Raw genomic sequence first — 15,042 nt, 5'->3', positions numbered from 1 at the left:
TTTATTTAATAAAAAAGGCCAGTAAATGAATACTGGCCTAGATAAGTTATTGAGTCCGTTTAACTGAGCTCTTTGACTTAGATACCATCTCTTTCGATAGGGCAGCTCATACAGCGTGCGCCGCCACGACCACGGCCTAGCTCGTTGCCAGGAATCGTTAGAACTTCGATACCCGCCTTGTCGTATTTCTCATTGGTGTAAACATTACGCTCATAACCGATCACTGTACCTGGCTTCACCGTCAGCACGTTGTTAGCGTCATTCCACTGTTCACGCTCAGCTTCGTAGTTGTCACCGCCGGTAGTGATGATCTTCAGTTGATCAAGGCCTAGTGCGCCTTCAATCGCTGAGAGGTAGTTTTCAGCTTTTTCGACACGCATTTCGCCATTTTCTTTAGGTGTTAGGCGCCAAGTGTCTAGATCTTTGCGAACAATCTCTGGGTAGACAGAGAAAGTGTCGATATCCATGTGTGTCATCACCGTATCAAGGTGCATACAAGAGCGGTGTTTTGGTAAATCGATAGCAATCACTTCGGTTGCTTGGCCTGATCTGAATAGACTAGCCGCTAGGTTTTCGACACCTTGTGGTTTCGTACGCTCAGAGATGCCAACCAGTACCGCACCTTTACCAATAACCAATACGTCACCGCCTTCAATATTAGCGTTGTCGTAGTGCAGATCTTCATCACCAAAGTACTTAATGAAGTCTTGACCGGCAAACACTGGGTGCCAGCGATAGATAGCACGTAAGTGGTTTGTTTCGCGTTGACGAGCCGGTTTCATCATTGGGTTTAGCGACACACCGCCGTAAACCCAGCATGAGGTATCTCGCGTAAATAGGTGGTTCGGCAGTGGCTCGATAACGAAATCGAGTGGTCGATGCATTTTAGGCAGCATCGATGATGATTTGATAGGAAGCTCAGAGTAGGCCAAGCCACCGAGTAAGATCGTTGCTAGGTGTTCATTATCCATTTGAGCAAGGTAGTTTCTTAAGTCACGGGCAAAAGTCGGCCCATAACGGAAATCTGAGATTTGAGTATTCAGCAACCATTCACGAGCCTGAGATACGGCAAGCGTCTCTACGAGCAGGTCATGAAGCAATAGCACTTCTACGTCTTGACTGCGCAGCGTTTCTGCAAAGGCGTCATGTTCTTCACCTGCGGCTTCAACGGCAAGTACATCATCAAATAGAAGATCATGGCAGTTTGAAGGGGTGAGGTGGGTGAGTGCTCTTTCAGGTCTATTTAGGAGAACTCGTCTCAATTGACCGACTTCGGAGCCAACGTACAGCTTACTCATTTTGCATCCTTACTATTAATCCAGCGTCTATTTATGACAAGCTTGTCCGTAATATGCAAGTTTTGCAGATTGAGTTAATACAAGGTATTTTTCTGATTATTGGTCATAAAATCTAAAATTCTTAACTTTATACAGATTAAACTCCAATTAACTGGCTATCGAACGGAACAACGTTTTTGAGGATCTATGCTCAACTCATGGCTTGTTAGAATTGAATTTTGCTTATTAATCGTGATTTTTTATTCACTATTATGCACTTTTTGATAACAAGCTGAGGATTTATGCACCCCAAAAGCGGTTTAGCGTATGCACCTAACGTGACTAATCACGCAAGTTTTATTCAATAAGTCCTAAAGTGTCCATAAAAACGAAATGCTAAAATACACGTCAGTTAATAAAATGTTGAAAATTTGTTTCTGTGATTTTGATTTCACTTTTGAATTGATATTGGCTCAGCGATCTCGTGATAAACTTACCTTTCTAGGACTGATCTGGGTGGCTTTTCTGGACGATCCGTGCCATATTTCGTGGCAATCAAATTTGATCTTTTCATAGTCAACACTCTGGAGCAGACACATGTCTCACGAAGATGAATATCTATCAGTAGCGGAATTAATTGAATTTCAAAAGGAAGAGACTCGCGACATCATTACAGCATTAATTGAAGATGGTAGCGATCCTGAAGCTCTATACGATATCGAGCATCACCTATTTGCTGAAGATTTCGATGTGCTTGAAAAAGCGGTTGTTGAAGCATTCAAAATGGGTTTTGAAGTGCTTGAAGCTGAAGAGACAGAAGACGAAGATGGCAATAAGCTGCTTTGTTGTGATGCAACGATGCAATGTACTCTGAATGCAGAAGCGATCGATGAGCAAGTTGAGAAGCTTGTGAACCTTGCTGAGAAGTTTGACATTATCTACGACGGTTGGGGCACTTACTACGAAGGTGAAGATGCTATCTACCCAGACGAAGATGATGAAGGCGAAGAGTAATTATTTCCCAATTTTAAAAAATGCCAGCCTCGAGCTGGCATTTTTTTACCCTCAGAAAAATAAATGTCTTTATATGCATTCATTCATTATAATGCGGTCAAAATTGATCTAGCTCAAGGAATGATATGCGGTTGCTTCTCGATGGTCTTTGGCAAATTTCGCCACTGACGGATCTCTCTATCCCACAAGATGACATCACTTTTCCGGCTCCGTTAAGCTCAAAGCTCCCTGATAGCTTGAGTGAAAACGAAATTGCAGAGCAAGAGTGGCATCTGATGCACGACATCGAAGTGGATGACGCCATGTTGGCGTGCCCACTTGTTGAGTTAGTGATGGCTGGGGTTGATTACTTTGCTGAAGTTCGACTTAATGGTGTGGCTGTGTTTGATTGTGATGGTAGCCAAGCTGAATACCGTAAAGATATCCGTCCTTATATGCAGTCCGGCCGAAACCGTTTTGAGATCCTTTTCCTTGAAGAAGAAGAGAGCCTGTTGCTTGAAGAGGATATGGATGATTCTCTATCTTCACAGGTTGTCGCTAAATCGGATTCTCGTATCGGAATCTGGCAAGCGCCATACCTGCAGTTCGTTCGAAACGTCAAACTAGAGCAAGTTGTCACAGAGCAGATCTGGCACCATGGCGGTGGCTGTGAGTTCAAAGTAGATGTTATCTATCAAACGCTAAAGCCAGGGTTAATATCGGCATCCATCAAGTTTAATGGCATGACACTCGTAATGCCGATAGATGTGCGCGCAGAACATACCGGCGTTGTGTTTCAGGTGGAAGCTCCTATGGTATTTAACCTTGAGAAGCCCAACCCTAAGCATCTATACCAATTAGAAGTGGTACTTGATGGGCAAGAAGAGAGCTCTTTTGTTGCCTTGAACCCAACTTCTTGCGTCAGTAACTTTCTACGCTAACTTCGTATATTTTAGCACTATCTTCTCTCGCTATAGCGGCACATTCTGCTTATAACGACTTGGCCATGACAACCTCACAAGCGTCGTGGCCTGTTTCTCCCCAAGCTGAGTCAAGATGCTCAAACCCAAGCTTCTCATAGAGTTTGACCGCAGCACCTAAGCACTCCGTCGTTTCTAAATACATGTGTTGATACCCAAGTTGTTTTGCTTGCTTTAAGCTCAAAGCAACAATTCGCTTGGCTAGGCCATGCCCTCGAGTTTGCGGTAAGAAGTACATTTTTTGTAGCTCACACACATTGGGTTTACCTGCTAGAGGGGCAAAGCCACCGCCTCCGACGATTTTTCCGTTGTGTTCGATAATCCAATACATTGCATTTGCTTGGCTGTAGACAGAGTACATATCATCGAGTGTTGGATCGGCCACGCCATAGCCTTTATCTTCTGTGAGCCCATGCTCAGCCGAAACTTGGCGAATGACTTGTGCGATGCTTGGGTTGTCTTGCGGTGTAATGGATCTAAGGGTGAACTCAGCAATTTTTTCCATGATCTGCCTATGAAAGGGTCACTAATATGTGACCCAATATATGGTGACTAAGCATGTTGGTGCAAACAGAATTGTTGCTGTGCCATTTGGTCACCTGATTTACGTAACCAGACTTTCTCATGGAAGTAGTAAGCAACTGTATTCAAAGTTGGCTCTAGCAAAGCCATCACACCGCCAATGAAGGCATCGCCAGTCAACAAGTAGACAACGGTAAAGGCAACACTAAAGTGGATGGTAGCAAAGCTTGCTGTTTTTAATTTGGTCATCCACTGACGAGCTTTAAGAGCAGGAACCTGAGCCCACGCCTTTTCATGAAAATAGAAGGCAACAGTATTCACTGAGGGCTCAATCATAGCGATTAAGCTACCAATTAAGATGTCGCCTGTTAGTACATAAGCGACACTAAATGCGATAGTAAAATGTAATGCAGCAAAGGTTAGTGTCTTTTTCATGATAATTACTCAATCGTTGTGTTGTTTCGATAGACCTATTATTGAGAATTATTATCATTAAGTATAATGGGAAGTAGAGATTAATTTGATAGATGAAACCTATCAATAATTGAGGCTAGAGTGAGAAGCATAGTAGTCAGAGGTATAAAAAAAGGCTGGTCACGAAGACCAACCTTTCTATTTAGAGCGAGAAGTTCGAAGCCTCTCGTTCACTCGGTTTTAAAGCGCAGCGATTGTCGCTTTTTGCTCTTCAAGCTTAACAAGAGTCTCTTGATAGCCTTCAAGCTTTTCACGCTCTTTCGCGATAACCGCTTCTGGCGCTTTAGCAACGAAACCTTCGTTACCTAGCTTACCTTCGATACGCTTAATCTCGCCGTGAGTCTTCGCTACTTCTTTATCTAGACGAGCAAGCTCAGCATCTTTGTCGATAAGACCCGCCATTGGAATCATCAGCTCAGATTTGCCAACCAGTTTAGTTGCACAAGCCGGAGTCTCTTCTCCGTCTGCTAGAACTTTAATATCGTCTAGTTTAGCTAGAGAGTTAAGAACGATCTTGTTCGCTTCGATACGAGCTGCATCTTTCTCATCAGCCACTTTGATCATTACTTCTAAGCCTTGGCTTGGTGCAATGTCGTATTCCGCACGTAGGTTACGGATAGCTGTGATGAAAGTCTTAACCCATTCGATGTCTTCTACGATCTCAGCATTGAAGTTATCTTCGTTAAACTGAGGAAGCGCTTGAGTCATAATTGTCTCGCCTTCAACGCCGTCTACTAGCGGCTTAACGCTCTGCCAGATAGATTCAGTGATGTAAGGAAGAACTGGGTGAGCAAGACGCAGAGTCTTCTCTAGAACCGTGATAAGCGTGTAACGAGTTGCTTGTTGTTGAGCTTCAGTACCTTTCCAAAGAACAGGCTTAGTTAGCTCTAGGTACCAGTCACAGAATTGGTTCCAGATGAATTCGTAAAGCGTGTTTGCTGCCATGTCTAGACGGTAGTTGTCTAGGTGAGCATTAAACTCTTTCGCTGCAACTTCAAACTGAGATTCAATCCACTTGTCTGCTAGAGATAATTCCATGTTTGCACGGTCTTCAACAGACAGTGACATGCCACAATCGTGCTCTTCTGTATTCATCAGTACGTAACGGCTTGCGTTCCATAGCTTGTTACAGAAGTTACGGTAACCTTCAAGACGCTTCATGTCCCAGTTGATGTCACGGCCAGTTGAAGCCATAGCAGCAAGAGTGAAACGCAGTGCGTCAGTACCGTATGGTTCGATACCGTTTTCGAAAGTTTTACGTGTTGCTTTTTCGATCTTAGCAGCCAGTTTAGGTTGCATCATGTTGCCACAACGCTTCTCTACTAGCTCTTCAAGGCCGATGCCGTCAATCATGTCGATTGGGTCAAGTACGTTACCTTTCGACTTCGACATCTTGTCGCCGTTTTCATCACGGATAAGACCCGTCATGTAAACCGTTTTGAAAGGTACTTGAGCCTTGCCATCTTCGTCTTTCACGAAGTGCATGGTCATCATGATCATACGAGCAACCCAGAAGAAGATAATATCAAAACCAGATACTAGTACTTCTGATGGGTGGAATGTTTTCATTGCTTCAGTATCTTCAGGCCAGCCTTGTGTGCCGAACGTCCAAAGTGCAGAAGAGAACCAGGTATCAAGAACGTCGTTGTCTTGCTTAAGAACAATTACCGGTGAAAGGTTGTTCTTTTCACGAACTTCTTCTTCAGTACGACCTACGTAAACTTTACCGTCGTTGTCGTACCATGCTGGGATACGGTGGCCCCACCAAAGTTGACGAGAGATACACCAGTCTTGCACGTCACGCATCCACGCGAAGTACATGTTTTCGTACTGCTTAGGTACGAATTGGATCTCACCATCTTCAACCGCTTTAACTGCTGGTTCTGCAAGAGGTGCTGTACGCACGTACCATTGGTCAGTCAGCATTGGTTCGATAACCACGCCACCACGGTCGCCGTAAGGGACTGTTAGGTCGTGATCTTTGATCTCTTCAAGTAGACCAAGTTCATCGAATTCAGCAACGATAGCTTTACGTGCAGCAAAACGCTCCATGCCTTGGTACTTAGCAGGGATATCTGTTGAGTAAACATCGCTTTCTTCGCCGTTGGTTGTGAATACTTCAGCAGCATCACGGATATCAGCGTTGAACGTTAGGATGTTGATCATTGGTAGGTTATTGCGCTTACCCACTTCGTAATCGTTAAAGTCGTGAGCCGGTGTGATCTTCACACAACCCGTGCCTTTTTCCATGTCTGCGTGCTCATCGCCTACGATAGGGATAAGACGGTTAACAACAGGAAGTAGGATTTCTTTACCGATAAGATCTTTGTAACGAGGATCTTCTGGGTTAACCGCTACGCCAGTATCACCAAGCATGGTTTCTGGACGAGTAGTCGCAACAACGATGTAGTCTTTACCATCAGCCGTTTTAACACCGTTCGCGAGCGGGTAGCGGAAGTGCCACATGAAACCTTTTTTGTCTTTGTTTTCAACTTCAAGATCTGAAATTGCAGTGTGCAGTTTAGGATCCCAGTTTACTAGACGCTTACCACGGTAGATTAGGTCTTCTTCGTATAGACGAACAAACACTTCTTGAGTCGCAGCCGATAGGCCGTCATCCATAGTGAATCGCTCACGATCCCAATCTACAGATGCACCAAGGCGACGAAGCTGTTGAGTGATAGTACCACCTGACTCGCCTTTCCATTCCCAGATCTTGTCGATGAAAGCTTCACGGCCGTAGTCGTGTTTTGTTTTGCCTTCTTCAGCAGCAATCTTACGCTCTACAACCATCTGAGTTGCGATACCAGCGTGGTCAGTACCCACTTGCCAAAGGGTATTTTTGCCTTTCATACGTTGAGCTCGGATAAGCGTATCCATGATCGTATCTTGGAACGCGTGACCCATGTGTAGGCTGCCAGTGACGTTCGGTGGCGGGATCATGATGCTGTAAGCTTCTTTTGATGTGTCACCGTGTGGCTTAAAGTAGCCTTTCTCTTCCCAAGTCTTATACAGAGCTTGTTCGATTGATGTTGGGTTGTATGTCTTTTCCATAGTGCTCTTAAACGGATACTGTGAATGGTTAATCGTGGTCAAACTTCATAAGTGAAGCTTCTTGAATCTAAATCCAAAGATAGCTTTAACTATGAGGTTTGACTATGGATGTTGAATCTCGATAGTTTGTAGCTGATATCCAGCCTGACGGTAAATTTTATACCTTTCTCGAGCGAGTTGCTTAGCTTTTTCTTCGCAAGGGACGAAGTCTATCACCTGAGCAAAGGCGTTCGCAAAGGTTGTATGATTATCGGCCAGATTAATTACTAGCTGACGATTCCAATTATGTTTTACGCCTTGATAGCCAATTTCGATGTTGGTTGAATACTTCGGGCCTTCGCCAACCAAGTTGTGCGCTATAAACTCACTGGGTTCGACTTGCCAGAAAACTTCAGCAATACACTCGGCATGTTCTTTGTCATTACAGTTGAGATAAAGTTTAGCGCCTTGTTTCGCAAAGTGCTGAGCAAGAAACAGCACATAGTGAGCAAAACCATCTTCGCTGGCTTGCGGGCTGTCTGAAGGCACAATGTAAAATGTAGCAGTCTGCATACTTAATACTCGAACTGAAAATCGTGGATATCAATGTTACTTGGTTAACAGGGTCTAACAAATAGCGCTTATTAAAAAAGGGCCCGTAGGCCCTTTTTATTATTTTGAAGATTGCTCTTCAGTCTCTTGGCCGCTGCGGTTCAATAAGAATTGGACTAGCATTGAGACAGGACGACCTGTCGAGCCTTTCGCTGCGCCTGACTTCCAAGCTGTACCAGCACTATCGATGTGTGCCCAGTGGTACTTCTTAGTAAATTTAGATAGGAAGCAACCAGCAGTAATTGTGCCGCCAGGACGACCACCGATGTTCGCCATATCAGCGAACGGGCTGTTTAGTTGCTCATGGTACTCGTCTGCCATAGGTAGACGCCATGCTCGGTCACTTGCTTGCTCAGAAGCATTAACAAGTTCGTGAGAAAGCGGGTTGTGGTTCGATAGAACGCCACTGATGTGGTGACCTAGAGCGATAACACATGCGCCAGTTAGCGTAGCAACATCGACAACACAATCTGGTTCAAAACGCTCAACGTAAGTTAGAGCGTCACATAGAACCAAGCGACCTTCAGCATCAGTGTTTAATACTTCAACCGTTTGACCTGACATTGTCGTTAGGATATCACCTGGACGGTAAGCATTGCTGCCAGGCATGTTTTCACAACCGGCTAGGATACCAACCACGTTAATTGGTAGGTTCAATTTAGCCAATGCTTTCATTGTACCGAATACAGACGCAGCACCACACATGTCGTACTTCATCTCATCCATACCTTCACCAGGCTTAAGTGAGATACCGCCTGAATCAAAAGTCAGACCTTTACCTACCAGTACAATCGGTTTCGCATCTGGATCCGGAGCGCCTTTGTATTCCATGATAGACATCATGGATTCATTTTTAGAACCTCGGCCAACCGCTAGGTATGATGTCATACCCAGTTTTTCCATCTCTTCTTCGCCAATGATCTTGGTCTTCACTGTCTCGTAATCGTCAGCTAAACGACGAGCTTGAGAAGCAAGGTACGCAGGGTTTGCGATGTTCGGTGGCATGTTGCCCAGATCTTTAGACGCTTTTACACCTGAAGCAATAGCAAGGCCGTGAGAAATTGCTTTCTCACCAAGGCTCAGTTCGCGACGTGTTGGTACGTTGAATACCAATTTACGTAGTGGGCGACGAGTTTCTGGTTTATTGCTCTTGAATTGGTCGAATGTGTAAAGACCATCTTTAGTCGCTTCTACCGCTTGGCGAACTTTCCAATAAGTATCGCGACCTTTAACGTGCAGTTCTGTAAGGAAACATACCGCTTCCATAGAACCAGTTTCGTTTAGTGTGCTGATGGTTTTTTGGATAATTTCTTTGTATTGACGCTCGCCTAGCTCACGTTCTTTACCACAGCCTACCAGTAGAACACGTTCCGAAAGTACACCAGGTACTTGATGCAGTAGTAGCATCTGGCCAGGTTTACCCTCTAGATCACCGCGACGAAGCAGTGAACTAATGTAGCCATCACTAATCTTATCTAATTGCTCGGCTACTGGAGAAAGGCGGCGCGGTTCGAATACACCGACAACGATACATGCGCTGCGTTGCTTCTCTGGGCTGCCACTTTTTACACTGAACTCCATGCGTACTCCTACATCCTGAAGACAAATCGAACTAAATGTTAGATAATGGGTTCTTACTTGTTGGATCCTATAATGGAACTAACCTTAAAGAAGAACGCTAACACTTAGCTAAAAATTTAAAAAAATAAAAGGTTCAACGGGAAATTATAGTGATTCAATCAAAAAAACAAGTTTTGTATAGGTAATTTGAGCGTGATTATTGTTAGATATTTGATCCGCGAGACAATCAAGAGCCAATTTGCGATCTTTTTTGTTCTCTTTCTCGTGTTTCTCAGCCAAAAATTCATCAGTGTTTTAGCGGACGCCTCTGATGGTGATATCCCTGCGAGTCTAATATTGTCGATTGTTGGCTTAAATATGCCAGCGATGGGCTTGTTGATGCTTCCACTCAGTATCTATATTGGTATTTTGCTCACTTTTGGACGCCTTTACGCTGAAAGTGAAATAGTAGTCATGAACGCCACCGGTATTGGTAATAAATTCCTGATCCAATCTGCACTTTACCTTGCTTTGATTACGGCGACAGTTGCTGCCTTTAACTCATTTTGGTTATCTCCTTGGTCACAAGACAAAGTTGAACAAATGTATGAAGAAGTGGCAGCGGAGAACAGCGTTGATTTATTACCGAAAGGCAAATTCGAAGGTACACCGGATGGTTCTTCTGTGGTGTTTATTGATGATATCGACGGTAATAAATTAGAAAATGTGTTCGTTGCTCAAATGCGCCCGCGCGATTCAGTACTTCCAAGTGTGATGTTCTCGAAGTCGGGAGATGTAAAAGAGCTCAGCGATGGTCGCCAGGTTATCGTGATGTACGATGGTACTCGCCATGAAGGTGTGCCTACACGTCTTGATTATATGGTGACACATTTTGAAGAGTACGAAGGTCTGATCGGTCAACGTGAAGTTGAGAAGAAAGGTCGAGATTGGGAAGCTATCCCTACAATTGATCTTATCGGCAACCCGAATAATAGCGCGAAAGCTGAATTACAATGGCGTATTTCTTTGGTACTTTGTATTCCATTGTTGACCATGCTTGTCGTGCCACTATCTGCGGTAAACCCTCGACAAGGTCGTTTTGCGAAAATCGGCCCAGCAATACTGATTTATCTCACCTATTTCTTAGCAATCAGTGCAACTAAGTCTTCAATCGAAGAGGGCAGTATTCCTGCGGTAATCGGCATGTGGCCAATTAATGCGTTATTGTTATTTGTCGCGATTGGTGCAAACTTTATGGATAGCGTGGCAGTAAGGCGTTTGAAAGAAAAATTCAAGAATAAGAGGTTGGCTTAAGCCGTGTTTAAGATTCTCGATTTATATATAGGCAGAACCATCATCGCAACGACGTCGCTGGTATTGGTGACGTTTGTTGGTCTCTCTGGGATTATCAAGTATGTAGAGCAGCTGAGAAAAGTTGGCCGTGGTACATACGATCTATTACAAGCATTGTATTTTGTTTTGTTAAGTATCCCTCGTGATATCGAAATGTTTTTCCCAATGGCTGCATTGCTTGGTGCTTTGATTGGATTAGGTATGCTTGCTGCGAGTTCTGAACTGGTAGTAATGCAGGCGGCAGGCTTCTCTAAGTTAGATATCGGCCTATCGGTACTTAAAACCGCTATTCCACTGATGATCGTGGTGACATTGCTTGGTCAATGGGGTGCGCCGCAAGCGCAGAAGATGGCTCGTGATTTAAGAACAATCTCTATTGCTGGTGGCAATATTATCTCGACGCAAAGTGGTGTCTGGGCTCGTGATGCTAATGACTTCATCTTCATTGTTAAAATCGATGATCAGAAGTTATATGGCATGAATATGTGGCGCTTTGATGAGAACAAGGCTCTAAAGACTGCTATTTACTCTGAGGAAGTGGATTACGTTGGAGATAACGTGTGGACTATGAAGAATGTAGAGATCACGTCTTTTGAAAACGAACTTCAAATTACCAAAGAAAGTTTACCAACTTATTCTTGGGAGACTTCTCTCGCTCCAGATAAGCTTGCGATAGTAACGGTTAAACCAGAAGAGTTGTCGTTAAGTGGATTGTATGATTATGTTTCTTACCTCAAAGCTTCAGAGCAAGATGCATCACGTTATGAACTGGCATTATGGAGAAAGATAACTCAGCCAATTTCGATCGCAGTTATGATGTTGATGGCACTGTCGTTTATCTTTGGTCCTCTGCGTAGTGTAACCATGGGCGCGAGAATACTGTCAGGTGTTATTGCTGGCTTTACCTTCTATATATCCAGTGAGTTCTTTGGCCCGGTGAGTTTGGTTTATCAAATACCGCCCGCCTTTGGCGCAATAGCCCCGAGCGTAGTGTTCCTTGGAATAGCCATCATGCTCTTGAGGCGAAAACTGTAACTAGAAAAAAGGAAGGCTAACGCCTTCCTTTTTTGATCTTAATTGGAGCTAACTTAAATCACGCTATCGTGCTTGTGGTAACACAACGACTTCGGTCTTTGCCCAGATATCGTGAAAGCCACGTTTTTGAGGATCGAATGGAACACACAAGTTTGCCAATCCAAAACCTGAAGTACCTAAGCGAATTAGCGCCTGAGTTACTGTGATAGCTGAGCCATCTTTGTTTTGAACGCGCAGCTTCCAAGCTCTCATACCGAGAGTTTGACCTGCTCTAGTCCAGAAAAATACAAAGAAATAGACCCAAACGGCCACCAAGTAAAAGGTGTATGCAGGGCTCCAAATCGGATGGTTGGTTAAGAAGTCACTAACATCGGCATAACCGCTGTGGTTAAAAATGCCGAGAGCCATGAGCGCGTGCAGTAGAGCGACAATGACGCCAGCCGCCAGCATTTCAATAGCGATTACGATCAGAGCGTCATAGAACAAGGCACCAAATCGGCGCATGACTCCTGCTGGTGGCAGAGTGTTTGTTGATGTCATGTGTTATTACTTCTTTAAAAATTGAGGCGTCAGAATATAGTTTAAGGCTTAGCCTGAAAAGAGACATGACGCACAGCTTATGACTTAGTGGCGAAATTATCGGCAAACACACATGAATTCAAGTTTTTATACTTGCCACATCAGCTTGCATACGTATAATGCCAAACATCGAAAGGGCAATGCCCCAAGATAATGCCGGTATGGTGAAATTGGTATACACGACGGATTCAAAATCCGTTGCCTTCGGGCGTGGCGGTTCAAGTCCGCCTACCGGTACCATATTTAAATGACAAAGCCTCGACTCAAGTCGGGGCTTTGTTGTATCTGGAGAGCTGATAACGTTGCCTTCGCGGTGGCGACAAGAAGGCTTCTTTAATTAGACAGATCTTGATGTTTCATTCCTAAATCCCATAATTTCCCTTCGCTATTCGATCTGATAATGAATTAATCATCTTAAATCATGATGTTACCTGTCATTCTCTATTCTATTGTCTATGTTTAAAGGATTAACAGAGGAGAGAAATATGCTGACAGTAACCCCTTACTTATTTTTTGATGGTCGTTGTAGTGAAGCGTTGGATTTTTATCATAAGTGTTTTGGTGGTGTGGTTTTATCGAAACAACTTTTCAGTGATGCACCACAGGTAATAGAGGGAGCTCAACCTGATTGGGTTATGCATGCTGAGTTCGAAGCGTTTGGTATGAAGCTGATGATGTCTGATGGCGTTAAAGCCAAGGAGCTTGAAGGTAACAATCTCGCTCTATCTCTTGTGACTGAAGATACCGCGACTCAAGAACAAATCTTTGAAAAGCTAAAGAAGGGAGGGCGGATAATGACTCCACTCGCAGATACGTTTTGGGGGGCTCGATTTGGCAAAGTAGAAGATAAGTTTGGTATACGCTGGATGGTGCACTGTGATTCTTTAAGTTGAACCTGTGAAATTGGATAGTGAAATTGCTGCTTGGTTTTATTAGAATTATAAATAGAGATTAATCATCAATATTATATATAAAAATGGGCAGCATAAAGATTACCGTAGATCGAATTCAGCCCGGTCTGCATATACGACTCCCCGTAAAATGGAATGAACACCCATTTTTATTCAACAGCTTTAAAATCAAAGATGACGCTCAAGTAAAAGTAATTCGACATCTTGGGATTAAGCACGTCTATATAAACCTGAGCCAAAGTGATACCTCGCCTCTACCTGTTAATCACGTCGGTGAACAAGAAGTTGATATTGATTCACAGGTAAGCCTTGAAACGGAAAGAATGTGGAAAGATAAGCATGAGCGTATCGAAACCCTTAGCTCTTACCGTCGCAGGGTGAGTCATTGCGAGAGAGAGTTTGAACGTTCGCTTGCTCGAATGCGCTCTGTGATGACTAAGATCCGTAACAGACCTTTAGATGCGGTGGGGGAGGTTAAGGCTCTTGTTGATGATATCGTTGAAACCCTAGTGAGCGATGATAACGTTACCTTGCATCTTATGAATACTAAAGCGGATTTCGAAGACATTTACTTTCATACTTTAAATGTTTCGGTTGTTGCACTGATGGTAGGTAAGGCCAAAGGCTATAATACACAACAATTGAAAGAGCTCTCCTTCGCAGCACTGTTTCACGATGTAGGTAAAATCAAAATACCAGTCGCGATACTAAGAAAGCAAAGCGCCCTGACAATACCTGAAGAGAACTACCTGAAGCTTCATACGAAATATGGTGCGGATATTGTTGCAGGAATTGATGACTTTCCTGAAGGTGCTAAAAAGGTGATCGCTCAACATCATGAGAAGAATGATGGTTCTGGTTACCCCGAGGGCTTAAAAGAACACGAGATTGATGAATTTGCCAAGATAGTCTCTGTGGCTAATGCATTCGATAACCTTTGCCATGGTAAAACGCAATCTCAACAAATGATCCCGTATTTGGCGCTGTCTCACTTATATAAGAGCTGTAAACATCTATATAGCCAAGATAACTTGGGTCTGTTGGTTAAGTTCATGGGAGTGTACCCACCAGGAACCGTAGTACAGCTTTCAAATGATTCGATTGGGATTGTGATATCCGTTAACGCTAAGCATATGCTTTATCCAAATGTACTTATCTATGATCCTAGCGTGCCAAGAACTCAAGCCCCGATCATTGACCTCTTTATTAAAGAGATCAAAATCGTTAATGCCGTTCATCCAAGCAAGTTACCTGAACAAGTTCGAGAGTATCTAAACCCTAGGGCTCGTTTATCTTACTTTTTTGATAGTGGAGAGTAGTTATCCACAGGTTGTTGTGGGTAGTTTGTTCGAAACTTGGGGTGAAAATGGTATAAATAAGCCCTTGGTTGAAATGTCGTCGCTTAACCTCTTTTTTTAATAAAAAACGTATTTATTGCTTGCCAATATGAGCGGCATCTCTATAATGCCGCCTCACTGACACGGCAGACGCCACAAGGCTTCAGCGAAGAATGTTAGTAAGGCAACTAGCTTTAAGCGATGATTCGCTTCTACTTTTAGAAAGTAGGAATTAATTCCAAATAAGTGTTTGACACTGAGAATTAAATCGCTAGAATGGCCGCCTCTTCCGAAGTGATGTAAGTCACAACGAAGAGAAGCTCTTTAACAATTTAAACCTATCAATCTGTGTGGGCACTCGTTGATGAATATCACA

Annotated in this window: 13 protein-coding genes and 1 tRNA gene; 7 read left to right on the top strand and 7 right to left on the bottom strand. The window is 43.6% G+C overall.

Annotated features, from left to right (window positions below):
* Positions 1-77: 77 nt before the first annotated feature.
* Positions 78-1,298, bottom strand: coding sequence for an arginine deiminase (gene arcA, locus FTW16_RS01545; protein ID WP_019821481.1), 1,221 nt, complete (start codon positions 1,296-1,298; stop codon positions 78-80).
* A 576-nt stretch (positions 1,299-1,874) separates the two neighbouring features.
* Here arcA and rraB point away from each other — a divergent pair.
* Together rraB and FTW16_RS01535 are read left to right on the top strand one after the other, a co-directional pair.
* Positions 1,875-2,291 carry a ribonuclease E inhibitor RraB gene (gene rraB, locus FTW16_RS01540; protein WP_017058930.1) on the top strand — a complete coding sequence of 139 codons (417 nt, stop codon included), beginning with the start codon at positions 1,875-1,877 and terminating at the stop codon, positions 2,289-2,291.
* A 125-nt stretch (positions 2,292-2,416) separates the two neighbouring features.
* Positions 2,417-3,211, top strand: a complete 795-nt coding sequence (locus tag FTW16_RS01535) for a glycosyl hydrolase 2 galactose-binding domain-containing protein (RefSeq protein WP_146489812.1) — start codon at positions 2,417-2,419, stop codon at positions 3,209-3,211.
* Positions 3,212-3,260: 49 nt separating this feature from the next.
* Here FTW16_RS01535 and FTW16_RS01530 read toward each other — a convergent pair whose 3' ends face one another.
* From FTW16_RS01530 to pepA, 5 genes are all read right to left on the bottom strand, one after another.
* Positions 3,261-3,755: a GNAT family N-acetyltransferase gene (locus tag FTW16_RS01530; protein WP_136979705.1), complete on the bottom strand. Its 495-nt coding sequence runs from the start codon at positions 3,753-3,755 to the stop codon at positions 3,261-3,263.
* A gap of 47 nt (positions 3,756-3,802) precedes the next feature.
* Complete coding sequence (locus FTW16_RS01525) at positions 3,803-4,207, bottom strand: DUF2061 domain-containing protein (RefSeq protein ID WP_017058933.1); 405 nt, start codon at positions 4,205-4,207, stop codon at positions 3,803-3,805.
* Between the two features lie 219 nt (positions 4,208-4,426).
* The gene (locus tag FTW16_RS01520) at positions 4,427-7,300 is read right to left on the bottom strand and encodes a valine--tRNA ligase (protein WP_146489811.1); all 2,874 of its coding nucleotides are present in this window, start codon (positions 7,298-7,300) and stop codon (positions 4,427-4,429) included.
* 102 nt (positions 7,301-7,402) lie between these two features.
* Complete coding sequence (locus FTW16_RS01515) at positions 7,403-7,852, bottom strand: DNA polymerase III subunit chi (protein WP_136979701.1); 450 nt, start codon at positions 7,850-7,852, stop codon at positions 7,403-7,405.
* 99 nt (positions 7,853-7,951) lie between these two features.
* On the bottom strand, positions 7,952-9,472 hold the full coding sequence (pepA, locus tag FTW16_RS01510) for a leucyl aminopeptidase (RefSeq protein WP_017058936.1): 1,521 nt from the start codon (positions 9,470-9,472) through the stop codon (positions 7,952-7,954).
* Positions 9,473-9,664: 192 nt separating this feature from the next.
* On the opposite strand from pepA, the gene lptF reads away from it, so the two are divergent.
* The gene (gene lptF, locus FTW16_RS01505) at positions 9,665-10,765 is read left to right on the top strand and encodes an LPS export ABC transporter permease LptF (protein ID WP_146489810.1); all 1,101 of its coding nucleotides are present in this window, start codon (positions 9,665-9,667) and stop codon (positions 10,763-10,765) included.
* Positions 10,766-10,768: 3 nt separating this feature from the next.
* Positions 10,769-11,839, top strand: coding sequence for an LPS export ABC transporter permease LptG (gene lptG, locus FTW16_RS01500; protein WP_060983499.1), 1,071 nt, complete (start codon positions 10,769-10,771; stop codon positions 11,837-11,839).
* A 63-nt stretch (positions 11,840-11,902) separates the two neighbouring features.
* Here lptG and FTW16_RS01495 read toward each other — a convergent pair whose 3' ends face one another.
* Positions 11,903-12,379, bottom strand: coding sequence for an RDD family protein (locus FTW16_RS01495; RefSeq protein WP_048659251.1), 477 nt, complete (start codon positions 12,377-12,379; stop codon positions 11,903-11,905).
* 194 nt (positions 12,380-12,573) lie between these two features.
* Between FTW16_RS01495 and FTW16_RS01490 the strand changes: the two genes are divergently transcribed.
* The 3 genes from FTW16_RS01490 to FTW16_RS01480 all read left to right on the top strand — a co-directional run bounded on the left by FTW16_RS01490 (position 12,574) and on the right by FTW16_RS01480 (position 14,648).
* Positions 12,574-12,658, top strand: a tRNA-Leu gene (locus FTW16_RS01490).
* Positions 12,659-12,903: 245 nt separating this feature from the next.
* On the top strand, positions 12,904-13,311 hold the full coding sequence (locus tag FTW16_RS01485; RefSeq protein WP_048605864.1) for a VOC family protein: 408 nt from the start codon (positions 12,904-12,906) through the stop codon (positions 13,309-13,311).
* A gap of 83 nt (positions 13,312-13,394) precedes the next feature.
* Complete coding sequence (locus FTW16_RS01480; protein WP_146489809.1) at positions 13,395-14,648, top strand: HD-GYP domain-containing protein; 1,254 nt, start codon at positions 13,395-13,397, stop codon at positions 14,646-14,648.
* Positions 14,649-15,042: the final 394 nt, after the last annotated feature.

The sequence above is a fragment of the Vibrio sp. T20 genome (assembly GCF_007858795.1).
In the GTDB taxonomy this organism is placed as follows: domain Bacteria; phylum Pseudomonadota; class Gammaproteobacteria; order Enterobacterales; family Vibrionaceae; genus Vibrio; species Vibrio satsumensis.
This window is presented reverse-complemented; position numbering and strand designations above follow the sequence as displayed.